Origin of the sequence: Rhodanobacter sp. IGA1.0 (assembly GCF_040208325.1) — a bacterium.
Taxonomy (GTDB): Bacteria; Pseudomonadota; Gammaproteobacteria; order Xanthomonadales; family Rhodanobacteraceae; genus Rhodanobacter; species Rhodanobacter spathiphylli.
In genome coordinates this window covers 2,474,106-2,488,038 of record NZ_CP157948.1, presented here as the reverse complement: position 1 = coordinate 2,488,038, position 13,933 = coordinate 2,474,106, and the positions used below count along the sequence as shown (strand labels likewise).

Annotated in this window: 17 protein-coding genes; 10 read left to right on the top strand and 7 right to left on the bottom strand. The window is 66.3% G+C overall.

All coding sequences use genetic code 11. From position 1 onward, the window contains the following. Nucleotides 1–108 precede the first annotated feature (108 nt). The 3 genes from ABNK63_RS11270 to ABNK63_RS11260 all read left to right on the top strand — a co-directional run bounded on the left by ABNK63_RS11270 (nt 109) and on the right by ABNK63_RS11260 (nt 2,137). On the top strand, nt 109–621 hold the full coding sequence (locus tag ABNK63_RS11270) for a hypothetical protein (protein WP_350015670.1): 513 nt from the start codon (nt 109–111) through the stop codon (nt 619–621). Nucleotides 622–700: 79 nt separating this feature from the next. Next, nucleotides 701–1,729 (top strand): aminopeptidase, encoded by a 1,029-nt coding sequence (locus ABNK63_RS11265; RefSeq protein ID WP_350015669.1) that lies wholly within the window; start codon nt 701–703, stop codon nt 1,727–1,729. Between the two features lie 24 nt (nt 1,730–1,753). Then, entirely contained in the window at nt 1,754–2,137 is a 384-nt protein-coding gene (locus ABNK63_RS11260; RefSeq protein ID WP_350015668.1) for a nuclear transport factor 2 family protein, read from the top strand. A gap of 12 nt (nt 2,138–2,149) precedes the next feature. On the opposite strand, the gene ABNK63_RS11255 is transcribed toward ABNK63_RS11260, so the two are convergent. Next, complete coding sequence (locus ABNK63_RS11255) at nt 2,150–2,959, bottom strand: cytochrome c (protein ID WP_350015667.1); 810 nt, start codon at nt 2,957–2,959, stop codon at nt 2,150–2,152. 255 nt (nt 2,960–3,214) lie between these two features. On the opposite strand from ABNK63_RS11255, the gene ABNK63_RS11250 reads away from it, so the two are divergent. After that, entirely contained in the window at nt 3,215–3,307 is a 93-nt protein-coding gene (locus ABNK63_RS11250) for a hypothetical protein (RefSeq protein ID WP_350015666.1), read from the top strand. Further along, nucleotides 3,307–4,491: a nicotinate phosphoribosyltransferase gene (gene pncB, locus ABNK63_RS11245; protein ID WP_350015665.1), complete on the top strand. Its 1,185-nt coding sequence runs from the start codon at nt 3,307–3,309 to the stop codon at nt 4,489–4,491. The genes ABNK63_RS11250 and pncB overlap by 1 nt, the downstream gene beginning before the upstream one ends. Nucleotides 4,492–4,625: 134 nt before the next feature. On the opposite strand, the gene ABNK63_RS11240 is transcribed toward pncB, so the two are convergent. The 3 genes from ABNK63_RS11240 to ABNK63_RS11230 form a co-directional block, all read right to left on the bottom strand. Next, nucleotides 4,626–5,423 carry a MetQ/NlpA family ABC transporter substrate-binding protein gene (locus ABNK63_RS11240; protein WP_350015664.1) on the bottom strand — a complete coding sequence of 266 codons (798 nt, stop codon included), beginning with the start codon at nt 5,421–5,423 and terminating at the stop codon, nt 4,626–4,628. 231 nt (nt 5,424–5,654) lie between these two features. After that, nucleotides 5,655–6,332, bottom strand: a complete 678-nt coding sequence (locus tag ABNK63_RS11235) for a methionine ABC transporter permease (RefSeq protein WP_350015663.1) — start codon at nt 6,330–6,332, stop codon at nt 5,655–5,657. After that, nucleotides 6,329–7,339, bottom strand: a complete 1,011-nt coding sequence (locus tag ABNK63_RS11230; protein ID WP_350017214.1) for a methionine ABC transporter ATP-binding protein — start codon at nt 7,337–7,339, stop codon at nt 6,329–6,331. The genes ABNK63_RS11235 and ABNK63_RS11230 overlap by 4 nt, the downstream gene beginning before the upstream one ends. A 101-nt stretch (nt 7,340–7,440) precedes the next feature. Between ABNK63_RS11230 and ABNK63_RS11225 the strand changes: the two genes are divergently transcribed. Both ABNK63_RS11225 and ABNK63_RS11220 read left to right on the top strand, forming a co-directional pair. After that, a complete protein-coding gene (locus tag ABNK63_RS11225) occupies nt 7,441–7,926 on the top strand; it encodes a glutathione peroxidase (protein WP_007806283.1) in 486 nt (161 codons plus the stop codon). Between the two features lie 157 nt (nt 7,927–8,083). Continuing rightward, the gene (locus ABNK63_RS11220; RefSeq protein ID WP_040672940.1) at nt 8,084–8,566 is read left to right on the top strand and encodes a peptidylprolyl isomerase; all 483 of its coding nucleotides are present in this window, start codon (nt 8,084–8,086) and stop codon (nt 8,564–8,566) included. A 67-nt stretch (nt 8,567–8,633) separates the two neighbouring features. On the opposite strand, the gene ABNK63_RS11215 is transcribed toward ABNK63_RS11220, so the two are convergent. After that, a complete protein-coding gene (locus ABNK63_RS11215) occupies nt 8,634–9,728 on the bottom strand; it encodes a phospholipase A (RefSeq protein WP_350015662.1) in 1,095 nt (364 codons plus the stop codon). A 117-nt stretch (nt 9,729–9,845) separates the two neighbouring features. Further along, the gene (locus ABNK63_RS11210; protein WP_007806277.1) at nt 9,846–10,274 is read right to left on the bottom strand and encodes a hypothetical protein; all 429 of its coding nucleotides are present in this window, start codon (nt 10,272–10,274) and stop codon (nt 9,846–9,848) included. A 173-nt stretch (nt 10,275–10,447) separates the two neighbouring features. Between ABNK63_RS11210 and ABNK63_RS11205 the strand changes: the two genes are divergently transcribed. Continuing rightward, on the top strand, nt 10,448–11,704 hold the full coding sequence (locus ABNK63_RS11205) for a crosslink repair DNA glycosylase YcaQ family protein (RefSeq protein WP_007806276.1): 1,257 nt from the start codon (nt 10,448–10,450) through the stop codon (nt 11,702–11,704). Nucleotides 11,705–11,711: 7 nt separating this feature from the next. Here ABNK63_RS11205 and ABNK63_RS11200 read toward each other — a convergent pair whose 3' ends face one another. Further along, complete coding sequence (locus ABNK63_RS11200; protein WP_007806274.1) at nt 11,712–12,152, bottom strand: hypothetical protein; 441 nt, start codon at nt 12,150–12,152, stop codon at nt 11,712–11,714. Between the two features lie 546 nt (nt 12,153–12,698). Between ABNK63_RS11200 and ABNK63_RS11195 the strand changes: the two genes are divergently transcribed. Beyond that, the gene (locus ABNK63_RS11195) at nt 12,699–12,908 is read left to right on the top strand and encodes a cold-shock protein (protein ID WP_007806273.1); all 210 of its coding nucleotides are present in this window, start codon (nt 12,699–12,701) and stop codon (nt 12,906–12,908) included. 84 nt (nt 12,909–12,992) lie between these two features. Then, the gene (locus ABNK63_RS11190; RefSeq protein WP_350015661.1) at nt 12,993–13,907 is read left to right on the top strand and encodes an alpha/beta fold hydrolase; all 915 of its coding nucleotides are present in this window, start codon (nt 12,993–12,995) and stop codon (nt 13,905–13,907) included. Nucleotides 13,908–13,933 lie beyond the last annotated feature (26 nt).

Here is a 13,933-nt window from a genome sequence, read left to right as displayed (position 1 = left end):
GACGGACATGGCCGGCGGTTGAACGCCGGTTCTCCGCACAACCGGCTTTTAGCGCCCGTTCAAGCGGTCGGCCGCAGTCTGGCGATGCATCCACAGCGGGGACAGGTCATGAAACGCGTTCTATCCGGTCTGCTGATGGTGGTCGCTGCGGCGACACTGTCGGGCTGCTACTACGATCCGGGCTACAGCTACGTGCGTGGTTCGGGTGACGCCGGCGATGCCTACTATGGCGAGGGCGGCACCACCTACGTGGCGCCGTCCTACTACGGTGGCTACTACGGCAACGGCTATTACGGCGGCGGGTACTACGGCTGCTGTTACTCCCCGGGTGTCAGCGTTGGCGTGGGCAGCGTCTGGTACGGCGGTTCGCGCTACCGGCATGACGACTACCGTGGACGTCGCGACTACGATCGTCACGCCGGGCATTGGCAAGGCCGTTCCGATGGCGGTCACCGGGGCGACGGCGGCAGGGGGTACCACGGCGGTGATCGCCGGGGTTCCCAGGGTTCCGGTTGGCGTGGCTCCGACTCGCACGACTCCGGACAGCGTTCGCATGGCAGCGGCGGAGGCGGGCGTGGCGGCAGCCACGGCCATCGTGACCGTGGCAATGATCGCCACTGACGCCCGGTACTAGCGGCAGGGAATGCGCCCTGCCGTTCCTGCATGCGGGCTGTTGCCGAGGCTCATCGCAGTCATTGCGGTGAGCCTCCTGTCGTGTGGCTGCAACAGTCTTCGCTACTACGCGCAGGCCGCACACGGGCAAGGCAGCCTGGTTTTCCATCGGCGTGCGCTGGACAAGGTGATCGCTGATCCCGCCACACCCGCGCTCCTGGCCACGCGGCTGCGCCTGGCGCAGCAGGCGCGGGCGTTCGCCAGCGAGCAACTCGCGTTGCCCGGCAATCGCAGCTACGCCACCTATGTTTCGCTGGATCGACCGTACGTGGTGTGGAACGTGTTTGCCACGCCGCCCTACTCGGTGCAGGCGGTGCCGCAATGTTTCCCGATCGCCGGCTGTGTCGCCTACCGGGGCTGGTTCAGCGAGGCGGCGGCGCAGAAGGATGCGGCCCGGTTGCGTGCCCGCGGCGACGATGTGTGGGTCGGTGGCGTGCCGGCCTATTCGACCCTGGGCTGGTTCGACGATCCGATCCTGTCGAGCATGCTGCGCTGGGACGACGACGAACTGGATGGCACGATCTTCCATGAGCTGGCGCACCAGTTGGTCTACGTGAAGGGCGACACGACCTTCAACGAATCGTTCGCCAGCTTCGTGCAGCAGGAAGGCCTGCGCCAGTGGCGCCGATCGCGCGGACTGCCGGCCGCGGATGGCGGGCGCCAGGCGATGGACGACGGCTTTACCCGACTGGTGCTCGACCTGCGCAACCGGCTGAAAAACGTCTATGCGAGTGGTGCCGACCAGGTGACGATGGAGGCGGGCAAGCGGCGCGAGCTGGCGGCGTTCCGTGTCCGCTATGCACAGTGGCGCGACAGCCAATGGCCGGGCGAGCACCGATATGACGCCTGGGTGGCCGCGCCAATCAACAACGCCCGCCTGCTTCCGTTCGGCCTGTACGGGCAATGGATGCCCGCGTTTGCCGCGCTGTTCGCGCGATCGGAGCGCAGCTGGCCCGCCTTCTACGCCGACGTCCGGCAGTTGGCGCACAAGCCGAAGAGCGAACGCGACGAGACGCTGCGCCATCTGTGCAACGGTGCGTGTTCCGGGGCAGACTGAAGCCCCCATCGCCGGAGTGTCGCCATGGTCAATGCCGAAAAGCGGGAGCTGATCCAGCGCTACGTTGACGCCTACAATCGTTTCGATGTGGACGGCATGCTGGCCATGCTGACCCCGGACGTCCTGTTCGAGAACATGGCGGACGGCCAGCTCAACGTCGCCACGCAGGGCACGACCGAGTTCCGGCAGCTGGCCGAGCAGGGTGCAGCGCTGTTCGCCGAGCGCAGGCAGACGATCACCGCCTGGGAGTTTCGGCCAGCCTCCGTGCTGGTGACGATCGCCTGGCGCGGCGTATTCGCCGCGGACGTGCCCGACGGTCCGCGCGCAGGTGCCGAGCTGACGCTGCAGGGCGAGTCGGAATTCGAGTTCGCCGGTGGGCGGATCAGCCGGATCGTCGATCGCAGCTGAGTCGCACGGCGGTCACGGCGTGGATTTGCGTCCGGCCATGTGCCGCAGGTAGGCCAGCACGGCATCCAGGTCTGCATCGGAGACCGCGCTGCGGTCGAAGCCGGGCATCTTCGCCTGTGGCCACCGCCTGAGCGACTGCGGATCGCGGATGAAGGCGCGCAGCAGGTCGGCGCGCAGGTATTCGGTGGGATTGTGCGGCAAGTTCAGATCCGGGCCGAGTTTCGCGTCGCCCTGGCCGTTGAGCGTATGGCAGGCCAGGCAGGTGCGCTGGAACACCACGAAGCCCTGTCGCACCTGGCTGTCGGGGGGCAGCGACGGGTCGGGCTGCAGGGCCGGGAAGCGCGCGGCGACCCCGGCCAGCTTGCGGATGGCGGCCAACTGGTACGGCCACTGTTCCGGGCCGACATGCGCGGCCTGTGGCCGGGTCCAGACCACGTAGAACGGCCCTGCGCTGCCCTTGCCGCGGGGTAGGCGGGGCCACGGCTGCGCCGGGTCCTCGATCGCCAGCCAGGCCGTGCTCCCTTTTCCGTTCAGCAACAGGGCGGCGGGGACTTCGGCGGCAAAGCCGTCACTGGCCACGAACTGCAGGTGGTCGCCGGCATCGAGCCCTTGCAGCAGGTCATTCAGTGGCAGCGCGCGGTAGCGCATCGGCCGGCCGAAGGCCACGTCCTCGGGCACGCTGATCGTGCGCACGTCGCCGCGCTTCAGCAGTGCTTCGCTTTGCCAGGTGGTCGGGCCGTGGCCGAGATCGATCTTCAGCTCGGCGGCCGTGGCCGGCAGCAACAGGCTCAGGGCGAACAGGCCGGTGATCAGCAGTTTCATGGTGGACTCCGACGGGAAGCGACGATCGTAGACCACAAGGGATGCCACGTGGCGCCGGCCCGCGGTTCGGGGCAGCCTGTCGCCCAGCTGAACGCATCCCGTCATGCACATTGAACTCACGTGGCCTTGTCCACACTAAGCCCGTGTATCGCCGTGAGGGCGACAAAAAGTGAGGCGGTTCATCGCATCACTGAGGGGTCGGCATTTCCTCCCCTGGATGCCACCTGACAAACCCCATCAGTCCTCCCCTGGCTGATGGGGTTTTTTTTGCGCGCGGCCCGGCGCCGTCGCGTGGGCGCCGGCGCGGCATGGATAATGGATCACTCCCGTTTGCCGCTGGGCTCCTGATGATCATCGAATCGCTGCTTGATACCGACCTGTACAAGTTTTCCATGATGCAGGTGGTCTTGCACCAGTACCCCGCGGCCCAGGTCGAGTACCGCTTCAAGTGCCGCACGCCAGGCATCGACCTGGTGCCGTACATCGACGAGATCCGCGGCGAACTGAAGGCGTTGTGCCAGCTTCGCTTCACGCCGGACGAACTCGACTACCTGCGTACCTGGCGTTTCATCAAGAGCGACTTCGTCGATTTCCTGGGGCTGTTCCAGCTCAACGAGAAGTACGTGGACATCGCACCGGCTGCCGCGGGCAACGGCGAGATCGAGATCCGCATCCGCGGGCCGTGGCTGCACACCATCCTGTTCGAGGTGCCGCTGCTGGCGATCGTCAACGAGGTGTACTTCCGCAACACCAGCGCCGGCCTCGACCTCGGCGAGGGGCGCCGCCGCCTGCAGGCGAAGATCGCCCTGCTGCGCGACACGCCGGATTACGGCGGTTGCAAGATCGCCGACTACGGCACGCGCCGGCGCTACTCGCGGAGGTGGCAGGAAGAAGTGGTGACGACACTGCGCGACGGACTCGGCGCCCAGCTGGCCGGCACCAGCAACGTATGGCTGGCGCGCAAGCTCGACCTGACGCCGCTGGGCACGCTGGCCCACGAATATCTGCAGGCGCACCAGGCATTGGGTCCGCGCCTGCGCGATTCGCAGGTGGCGGCGCTGGAGGCGTGGGCGAAGGAGTACCGGGGCGACCTCGGCATTGCGCTGTCGGACGTGTACGGGCTGGACGCGTTCCTGCGCGACTTCGACATGTACTTCTGCAAGCTGTTCGACGGCACCCGCCACGATTCCGGTGACCCGTTCGCCTGGGGCGACAAGGTGCTGGCGCACTACTGCGCGAACCGGGTCGACCCCCGCGGCAAGGTGCTGGTGTTCAGCGACGGGCTGGACATCCCCAAGGTGATGCAGCTGTACGAGCACTTCCGCGGCCGCTGCCTGCTGGCGTTCGGCGTGGGCACCAACCTCACCAACGACGTGGGCCCGGTGCCGCTGAACATCGTGATCAAGATGATCCGCTGCAACGGCCAGCCGGTGGCCAAACTCAGCGACTCGCCCGGCAAGAACATGTGCGAGGACGAGAAGTACGTGGCGTACCTGCGGCAGGTGTTCGACATCCCCGCATCGCAGGGATGAGGCGACTTGCTCCTTCCTGCTTGCAGGGGTGGAGGTTGCTCGGGCGGGCGTGGAAGGTCAGGAGCACCCCACCCCAATCCTCCCCTGCGACCGAAGGAAGTCCCTTTGGGGCAAGCAGGGAGGGAGTGCCAAGGTCAGAACGCCGGCAGCACGGCGCCGTGGTACTGCTGTTCGATGAATGCCCTGATCTCGGGACTGGTCAGCGCCTTCGCCAGTTTCTGCACGCGCGGGTCGTTCCGGTTGTCGGGGCGGCCGACCAGGTAGTTCACGTAGGGTGAGTCCTTGTCCTCGATCAGCAGGGCGTCCTTCGTGGGGTTCAGGCCGGCGGCCAGCGCGTAGTTGGTGTTGATCAGGGCCAGGTCCACTTCGTCCAGCGTGCGCGGCAGCATCGCCGCCTCCAGCTCGCGGAACTTCAGATGCTTCGGATTCGCGGTGACGTCCTTCAGCGTGGACATCTCGTTGCCCGGGTCCTTCAGCGTGATCAGGCCGTGTTTAGCCAGCAACAGCAGCGCGCGGCTGTTGTTGCTGGGGTCGTTCGGCAGGGTGACGCTGGCGCCGTCGGGCAACCGGTCGATGCTCGTGTACTTGTGCGAGTAAGCACCGAACGGCTCGATGTGCACACCGGTGACGATCACCAGGTCGGTGCCGCGTTCGCGGTTGAACGCATCCAGGTACGGCCTGGTCTGGAAGTAGTTCAGGTCGATGTTTTTCTCGGCCACTTGGGTGTTCGGCTGCACGTAGTCGGCGAATACCCTGATCTGCAGGTCCACGCCCTGTTTCGCCAGCAGCGGTTTTACCTGCTTGAGGATCTCGGCATGGGGAACCGCGGTAGCGGCCACGGTGAGGACGTGATCGTCCTGTTCCGGCGCCGAGCAGGCCGTCAGCGAGAGCAGGATCAGGGTCGTGGCGAGGAAGGCGTGCAGCAGTTTCATGGCGGAAGTTCACTTGTGCAATGCACAATAATAGACGTCTATACCGCCAAACACAAATCGTGCGATGGCGCCGACGAGGACGCGTCAGACCTTGGGTCGGGAGCAGTAGCCAGCCAGCAGGAGCAGGGCCAGGGTGGCGGCGAGGGCGGCGAGCAGCAGTTCCAAGGCGGCGATTCCGATGAGCGGCCCACGAAGGTAGGCCGCCCATGGCGCCAGGCACAAATGATCAAGTCAGCGTTGCTTATAACGCAGCACGATGCGGTCGCCGATCATCTGCAGCACCTGCACCAGCACGATCAGCAGCACCACGGTGACCAGCATGTAGTCCGACTTGTAGCTGAGGTAGCCGTAGCGGTACGCCAGGTCGCCAAGTCCGCCCGAGCCGATCGCGCCGCCCATCGCGGTGTAGCCGACCAGGGCGATCGCGGTGACCGTGATGCCGGCGAACAGGCCGCCGCGTGCCTCGGGCAGCAGCACATGGCGCACGATCTGCCACAGGCTGGCGCCCATCGCCTGGCTGGCCTCGATCACGCCCTGCTGCACTTCGCGCAGCGCGGTCTCCACCAGCCGCGCGAAGAACGGCGCCGCGCCGATCACCAGTGGCGGAATCGCGCCGCGGATGCCCAGCTTGGTGCCGACCAGGGCGTAGGTGACCGGCATCAGCACGATCATCAGGATGATGAACGGCACCGAGCGCAGGACGTTCACCAGCAGCGAGGTCACCGCGTAGAGCTTCGGCATCGGCCGCAGCTGGCCCTTGCCGGTGAGGTACAGCAGCACGCCCAGCGGCAGGCCGATCAGCACGGTGAGCGCCAGCGAGCCGCCCAGCATCAGCAAGGTGTCGATGCAGGCGCGGCCGATCTCGCCCCAGTCGTCGATGTTGGGGAAAAGTTTCTGCAGCGGATTCATCGTGGCAGCTCCTCGATCTCGATGCCGGCCTCGCGCAGCGCGGCCAGTGCGATTTGCACCTGTTCGCCCTGCATCGCCAGGGTGAGCTGGCCGTAGGGCAGATCCTTGATGCGGTCGATGCGCCCGGCCAGGATGTTGAATTCCACGTCGGTTTCCCGCGCCACCCGGCTCAGCGACGGGGTCAGCGTGGCGTCGCCGCGGAAGCTCAGGCGCACGATGTGGCCGGGCACCTGCGCGAAGGGCGTGTGTTCGCTGGCCGCTTCCTCGGGCAGGGCCTCGTTGACGAAGCGCCGGGTCGTGGGGTGCTGCGGGTGCAGGAACACGTCGGCCACCGGGCCGTGTTCGACGATCACGCCGGCGTCGAGCACCGCCACGCGATCGCACACGCGGCGCACCACGTCCATCTCGTGGGTGATCAGCACGATGGTGAGTTTCAGCTCGCGGTTGATCTCGGCCAGCAGTTCGAGCACCGAGGCGGTGGTCTGCGGATCGAGCGCACTGGTGGCTTCGTCGCAGAGCAGAATGGACGGCCGGTTGGCCAGCGCGCGGGCGATGCCCACGCGCTGCTTCTGGCCGCCGGAAAGCTGTGACGGGTATTTGTCCGCGTGGTCGCTGAGGCCCACCCGTGCCAGCAGTTCGCCCACGCGGGCCTGCAATGCGGCCGCGTCGCGTTCTCCGGCCAGTCGCAGCGGGAACGCCACGTTGTCCGCCACCGTCTGCGAGGCGAGCAGGTTGAAGTGCTGGAAGATCATGCCGATCCGCCGTCGCTGCGCGCGTAGGGCCGGCTCGGCCAGCGCGGTCATCTCGGTGTCGTTCACGAAGATGCGCCCGCCGCTGGGTCGTTCGAGCAGGTTGATCAGCCGTATAAGCGTCGATTTGCCGGCGCCCGAAAGGCCGATGATGCCGAACACCTCGCCATCGGCAATGTCGAGATCGAACGGCTGCAAGGCAGGGATGTCCCTGCCGTCGACGCGGTAGGACTTGTGGACATCGACGAAACGGATCACGGCGTGGGCCTGGCCAGCGGGTGGATGCGGCATTCTATGCCACGGGTCCGGCCACCGATGGCGTATGCTGCCGGATTGCCCCATCAACACGGAGTCCGGCCATGTCCAGCGTCTACGATTTCACCGTTCGCGATATCGAGGGCCAGCCGCGCTCGCTGGCCGAGTGGCGTGGCAAGACGCTGCTGATCGTCAACGTGGCCTCCAGGTGCGGCTTCACTCCGCAGTACAAGGGACTGGAGACGCTGTGGCAGGACCAGCGCGACCAGGGGCTGGTGGTGCTGGGCTTCCCGTGCGACCAGTTCGGTCACCAGGAGCCCGGTGACGAGGCCGAGATCCGCAACTTCTGCAGCACCCAGTACGACGTGACCTTTCCGATGTTCGCCAAGATCGAGGTGAACGGCGAGCACGCCGACCCGCTGTACAAGTGGCTGAAGAGCGAAGGCAAGGGCATCCTGGGCAGCGAATCGATCAAATGGAACTTCACCAAGTTCCTGGTCGATGCGGACGGCCAGGTGGTCAGGCGCTACGCCTCCACCGACACGCCGGAGAAGATCGGCAAGGACACGCGGGCACGTCTCGGCGGTTGATGGGCCGAAGTTGCCGTCCGGACCACGGCAGGCCGGGTTCACGGGCCTGCATGGCCCGTCTTCCGATCCCTCGCAGGCGCCGTGGCGGCCTCTGCTAAACTGCGTGGTTCGTGTCGGCGATGTGGCCGGCGAACCCGAACCCGATCGCGAGATGACCATGCAGATTGCCCAGAACTCCGTAGCCGCCTTCCATTACACGCTGACCGACGACGAAGGCCAGGTCATCGACAGCTCCGCCGGTCGCGAACCGCTGACCTACCTGCATGGCCAGGGCCATATCGTGCCGGGCCTGGAAAAGCAGATGGAAGGCCGTTCGGTGGGTGACAAGTTCGACGCCCACGTGGCGCCGGAGGAAGGCTACGGCGTGCACCACGCCGAGCTGATGCAGCAGGTTCCGCGCGAGGCGTTCCAGGGTGTCGAGGACATCCAGCCCGGCATGCAGTTCCAGGGCAACGGTCCGGAAGGCCAGATCAACGTCACCGTGAGCAAGGTCGAGAACGGCGTGGTGTTCATCGATGCGAACCATCCACTGGCGGGCAAGACCCTGCACTTCGCCATCGAGGTGACCGACGTGCGCGACGCCACCGCCGAAGAGCTGCAGCATGGTCACGTGCACGGCGCCGGCGGCCATCACCACTGAGTTTGCGCCAGTCGTGACGCGGCACCGATGAACGAAGGCCCGGCAGCTTGCCGGGCCTTCGTCGTCATCAGTACCAGTCGAGCAGCGAAATGCCCACGCCGAGGTAGGTGGCGTTGTGGTTGTAGTCGATCAGGCTTTCGCCATAGCCCTTGAACACTTCCATGTAGCCGCGCAGGTTGCCGGCCATCGGAAAGCTCCAGCTGAAGCGGGCCGCGCCGTGGCTGCGGCTGCCGCCGCGCATCGAGTGGCGCAGCATCATGCCGAATTCCTGGCCGTGCCATTCATGCACGATCTGCACTTCGCCGCGTCCCATGTAATCACTGATGTCGGGATTGTCGTCGTCGCTGCGCGCTTCCGGGATGCGCCACCACGGACGCAGCATCACCGTCCAGCCGTCGCGCTCGAAGCCGACGTCGGCGATCACCCGGTTCCAGCTGCGCGACAGCGGATCGCCGCGGCCATTCGACTGGTGGTCCACGCCGATGCCCAGCAGGCGGCCAGTCCAGCCAAACACCCGGTAGTGGGTGTCGAACACCAGCGTCGCCTCGGGTTCGTAATCGGTCTCGCGGAACGGGCGCGAGAGGGTCGAGTTGTAGACCTGCCAGCGCGATGACTGGGTATAGCCCACCCACAGGTCGCCGGCGTCCCCGAACACGCCCTGCCAGACCTTGGCCTTCAGGCTCAGCTGGAACTTCGCCTCGACGTTCTGCAGCCGCTCGCTGTTGCCGCTGACGGTGTTGTCGGGACTCGGGCTGTGCGGGCGGTTGTTCTGGTGGCTGATCATGAACGCCGGCATCACGTAGACCGGGTTGTAGCCGCGGATGTTGAACGTGCCGAGCTTGCTCTCCGGCGACAGCTCCCAGCGGCTGTCCAGCAGGGACAGTGGCTGTGCCACCTCCTTGTTGCCCGGTTCATCGGCGGACGCCCGCTTGTCGTCGCGGCCGAATATGCCTGGTGTGCGGGTGCTGGCATCCACGCGTTTGCGGGCCACCGGCAGGTTGACCCGTCCGGTGGCGTGGTCGTAGCAGGCCAGGCGTTGAGCATCGCTCTCGATGGCCGTGCAGCCGCGGATGTCGGTGGGGTCCGGGTTCTGCGCGTGCACGGCAGCGACGGCGCAGAAGCCGCCCAGGGTTACGGCCGCAGCCGCCATCAATGGCTTCATGTAAAGCGGATTCCTGGATCGGGCGCAGCAGTCTAGCGGAGCTCGCGTGGACTGTGGATGACGGTCGAGCGGACATCAACCGGCGCCGGCCCGAAGGCCGGCAGCCTTCGCTGCAACCTACTTCTGCGCGGCCCAGCGCTGGTATTCGTCCTTGCTGATGCGGCCGTTGCGGTTGTGGTCGGCGTAGATGAAATCGTTGGCCAGCAGGGGATAGGCTGAAGCCTGGTCCTCGGTGATGTAGCGAGTACCGCCGGACAACTGCTCGAACGACGGCGCCGGGCCCGCCGGGGGCGGCGCCGGCATGCTCGAGTGCACGGTCAACTCGCCACTCGGCGTATTCATGGTGGCGGTGGTCTGGTCGGCAGGCATGGGGGGCGTGGCCTGGGGCGTCGCGCTGGCGGGGGCGGTGTTCTGGGGCGTCGTGTCCTGTGTCGTCGAGTTCTGTGTCGCCGAGTTCTGTGTCGTCGAGTTCTGGGCAATCACCTGGCCCGCCAGCAGCAGGGCCGAGGCGGCGAGGGCGGTCAACAGCGGTTTGCGATATTTCATCATCGGAACTCCATGCCAGAATGATCGGGTGAAGTCGGCGGGTGCTGGATGGCACCTCGCAGTGATCGAACGAAGGCCACGCTAGCAGGGGATTTGTAAATGCCGTCTCAAGGTTTCGGTCATGAAGACGTGAAGAACAAGCATCGTTGGGCGGCGCTTCAGCAAGCGGCCACATGTTGAAGCTGGCCCAGGCCAGGGCCATGCAGCTGGCCGCCCAGGGCCTGCTGCAGCCGCCGAAGCGACAGCCCCGGCGGGCAGACCTGGTGACTGCCATCGAGCGCATGCGGATGCTGCAGATCGATACCATCCACGTGGTGGCGCGCAGCCCGTACCTCGTCCTGCATTCGCGCCTGGGCAACTACCCGATGGCGTGGCTGGACGAGGCGCTGGCGCAGGGGCAGCTCGCCGAGTGCTGGGCCCATGAAGCGTGTTTCGTCAGCGCCGCGGACATCGCCTGGCACCGGGGCGGACAGGATCATCGCAGCCATCACTGGGCGCACCGCCATGCACAGCGCGTTCACCGCGAGCACCGCAAGGACATGGACGCGCTGCTGGCGGGCATCCGCGATTCCGGCCCGGTTCGCGCCGCGGACTTCGAGCGCCGCGACGGCGGCGCCAGCTCGGGCTGGTGGGAGTGGAAGCCGGAGAAACGCTGGCTGGAGGCATGGTTTGCCCTGGGCGAACTGATGGTGGCCCGGCGCGACAGGTTCCAGCGCGTCTACGATCTGGCCGAACGGGTGCTGGCCGGGCTCGACCCGCCGTTCGACGTCACGCTCGCTTTCTCGCCGGCACAGCAGCGCCGGCATTTCATTCTCGAAACCGTGCGGGCGCTGGGCGTGACGCCAGCGGCGTGGATCGGCGACTACTTTCGGCTCAAGCCCCGGGTCAGCGATCGCGAGCTGGCACCCCTGCTGGAAAGCGGCGAATTGCTGGCAGTGCCGGTAGAGGGCTGGGGTACGCCCGGTTATGTGCACCGCGAGCATGCGGAATGGCTGGACAAGGCGCTCGCCGGAAAGCTGCGCGCCACCCTCACCACGCTGCTGTCGCCGTTCGATCCGCTGGTCTGGGATCGCAGTCGCGTGCTGGCCATGTTCGGCTTCGAATACACGCTCGAGTGCTACACGCCGGCCGCGAAGCGTCGTTACGGCTACTTCGTGCTGCCGATCCTGCACCGGGGACGCCTGGTCGGCCGGCTGGACGCCAAGGCGCATCGCGACACCGGCGTGTTCGAGGTCAAGGCCCTGTTCCTCGAACCTGACGCAAGGCCCGAGCCGGCTCTGGTGAGTGCCGTGGCCAGGGCCATCGCGGCCACCGCGACATGGCATGGCACGGAAAAGATCAGGCTGGGAAGCACGCAACCGGCATCGCTAGGTCGGCTGCTGCGCGCGCAGTGGCGAGCGGCCCGGGTGAAGCTTGCCGGCCCGGGCTAAGCGGCTTCTACGGCGTGCTTGCTGCGGGCGCGGGATTTTCCGCGCAGGACTTCCCGTCCAGTGCCTGACGCAACTGGCTGGATAGCGAATTGCAGCGCGCCGCCAGTTGCGGCCGGATGGACGGGTTCTTCGAATCGCGCAGCAGGCTGCTGCGCATTGCTTCATAACGCGACTGCAACTGGTCCGGCGCATAGATGTCCGCAGCGCGATGGCAGGCAAGGTAACTCGACAGGTAATCGTCGCAGGCGGGAATCCCGGTTTCGTCCGTCGACTCCGCCTGATCGTCGCCCGCACTGGCAGCGGAGGCGCTCTGGTGACGGGTGTGGCTGGTCGGTGCAGTGGTGGTGGCGGTGGTGCCGGTGGCCCGGGTGTTCGGGTGTTCGGCGCAGCCGGCCAGCAGCAGGCCGGCAAGCGCGCCAACCAGGATCGTGCGGGGCAGCTTGGGCATGTCGATCTCCTCGGGGGTCTGGGTCTTTGGCGGGTCCATGCGCACAGGGAACCGGCCGGCTCCCGCCACTAGAGCGCGCGGCCAGTCAAGAAAACCTGAATTTCCGCATGCCATGGCTTCAATGCCCGGGACACGGAGGTGATCCGCGGCCGGATTGGCGTTTACGGTGGCTCGTGACGGGAATTCGTGTTTTCCCGTTTCATGCCGGACACGGGCAACACCACGGGAATGGATTCGCCGATTCGACCTGGGGGAGCGAATCGCCGGGTCGGGGAATGGGTCGGTTCGATTGCTGGCCATGACAGGAAAACCGCGCACGGATGTCCGGTTTTCCCTTCACGAAATATCCTCCTGCGGCGCCGCTTGACAAATCACTTGCCGGCAAAAAATCCGTTATGCTTGGGGTGCTGCGTCTGCTTGGCTACAAGAGTGCCCGGTAGGGATTTCCTGAATCCGACTGTTGCACCGGACCCTGCATGCTCAGTAAAACCGTCGGCCCGTTGGGGCCGGTTTGTCTCAGCGTTCGGATTTGGATCGGAGTGAGTCATGGCGGATCGTGAAGTAGGTACTGTGAAGTGGTTCAATGACGCCAAGGGTTTCGGCTTTATCAGCCGCGATAATGGCCCTGACGTGTTCGTGCATTTTCGCGCCATCACCGGCTCGGGTTTCAAGAGCCTGCAGGAAGGTCAGAAAGTGAGCTTCAATGTCGTGGACGGACAGAAGGGCTTGCAGGCCGAAGACGTTACCCCCGTTTGATCGCGGTAGCGGAACCTGTATGAAGGGCCGGCGCAAGCCGGCCCTTTTTTTGTGGTCGACGCGGCGATTGGTTAGCCTGTGGGAATGTCCGACCCTTCTTTTGATGATGCTTCCGCCACCACGTCGCTGGTGATCCCGGTCACTGCCGCGGACGGCGCACGCTTCGAGTTGCTGGCGGTGTTGCCGGCCGGCGCCTGGCACCAGTTGTTGTATTGGCTGCCAGCGATGGGCATGCCGGCCCGTCACTACCTGCCGCTGGCCCAGGCGCTGGCCGAACGCGGCATCGCCGTGGTGCTGCACGAGTGGCGCGGCATCGGCTCCAGCGATCGCCGCGCCGGTCGCCGCTGCGACTGGGCGTACCGCCAGCTGCTGCAGGATGACCTGCCCGCCGGCATGGCATTGCTGGAAGCGCGCTGGCCGCGGGCGCGCAAGTGGCTGGGCGGCCACAGCCTCGGTGGCCAGCTGGCACTGCTTTGCGCGAGCCTGCATCCGTCGGTGTCCGCCGGGTTGTTGCTGGTGGCCAGTGGCTCGCCGTACTGGCGGCGCTTCCGGCATGGCTGGCTGATCGCCGCGGCCTACGCGCTGGCGCCGTGGCTGGCACGACTGATGGGCTACCTGCCGGGGCGTCGCATCGGCTTCGGGGGCAACGAGGCGCGTGGCGTGATCGACGACTGGGCGCGCAGCGGCCGCAGCGGTCGCTATGCCGCCACGGGCATGTCGCAGGACTTCGAGGCACGGCTCGCCGCCCTGCAGCTGCCGGTGCTGGCGCTGCGACTGAAGGAAGACTGGCTCGGTCCGCAGGCCTCGCTGGAATGGCTGCTGGGCAAGCTGGGTGCAGGCATCCGGCAGATCGAGGTGATCAACCGCGATGATCTGGGCGGCCGGCCGGCCGACCACTTCGGCTGGATGGAAACGCCGGTGCCGATCGCCGCATGCATGGCCGAATGGTTCACCGTGCAGGATGCGCTGTTCGCCGAACGCGTACAGTCGACAGCTTGATTCCCGACTCCGTCGCCCGGATGTCG

Coding starts and splice junctions, on each gene's coding strand:
- ABNK63_RS11270 (WP_350015670.1), top strand. CDS start 109: ATGAAACGCGTTCTATCCGGTCTGCTGATGGTGGTCGCTGCGGCGACA.
- ABNK63_RS11260 (WP_350015668.1), top strand. CDS start 1,754: ATGGTCAATGCCGAAAAGCGGGAGCTGATCCAGCGCTACGTTGACGCC.
- ABNK63_RS11255 (WP_350015667.1), bottom strand. CDS start 2,959: ATGAAACTGCTGATCACCGGCCTGTTCGCCCTGAGCCTGTTGCTGCCG.
- ABNK63_RS11250 (WP_350015666.1), top strand. CDS start 3,215: ATGGGGTTTTTTTTGCGCGCGGCCCGGCGCCGTCGCGTGGGCGCCGGC.
- pncB (WP_350015665.1), top strand. CDS start 3,307: ATGATCATCGAATCGCTGCTTGATACCGACCTGTACAAGTTTTCCATG.
- ABNK63_RS11240 (WP_350015664.1), bottom strand. CDS start 5,423: ATGAAACTGCTGCACGCCTTCCTCGCCACGACCCTGATCCTGCTCTCG.
- ABNK63_RS11235 (WP_350015663.1), bottom strand. CDS start 6,332: ATGAATCCGCTGCAGAAACTTTTCCCCAACATCGACGACTGGGGCGAG.
- ABNK63_RS11225 (WP_007806283.1), top strand. CDS start 7,441: ATGTCCAGCGTCTACGATTTCACCGTTCGCGATATCGAGGGCCAGCCG.
- ABNK63_RS11220 (WP_040672940.1), top strand. CDS start 8,084: ATGCAGATTGCCCAGAACTCCGTAGCCGCCTTCCATTACACGCTGACC.
- ABNK63_RS11215 (WP_350015662.1), bottom strand. CDS start 9,728: ATGAAGCCATTGATGGCGGCTGCGGCCGTAACCCTGGGCGGCTTCTGC.
- ABNK63_RS11210 (WP_007806277.1), bottom strand. CDS start 10,274: ATGAAATATCGCAAACCGCTGTTGACCGCCCTCGCCGCCTCGGCCCTG.
- ABNK63_RS11205 (WP_007806276.1), top strand. CDS start 10,448: ATGTTGAAGCTGGCCCAGGCCAGGGCCATGCAGCTGGCCGCCCAGGGC.
- ABNK63_RS11200 (WP_007806274.1), bottom strand. CDS start 12,152: ATGCCCAAGCTGCCCCGCACGATCCTGGTTGGCGCGCTTGCCGGCCTG.
- ABNK63_RS11195 (WP_007806273.1), top strand. CDS start 12,699: ATGGCGGATCGTGAAGTAGGTACTGTGAAGTGGTTCAATGACGCCAAG.
- ABNK63_RS11190 (WP_350015661.1), top strand. CDS start 12,993: ATGTCCGACCCTTCTTTTGATGATGCTTCCGCCACCACGTCGCTGGTG.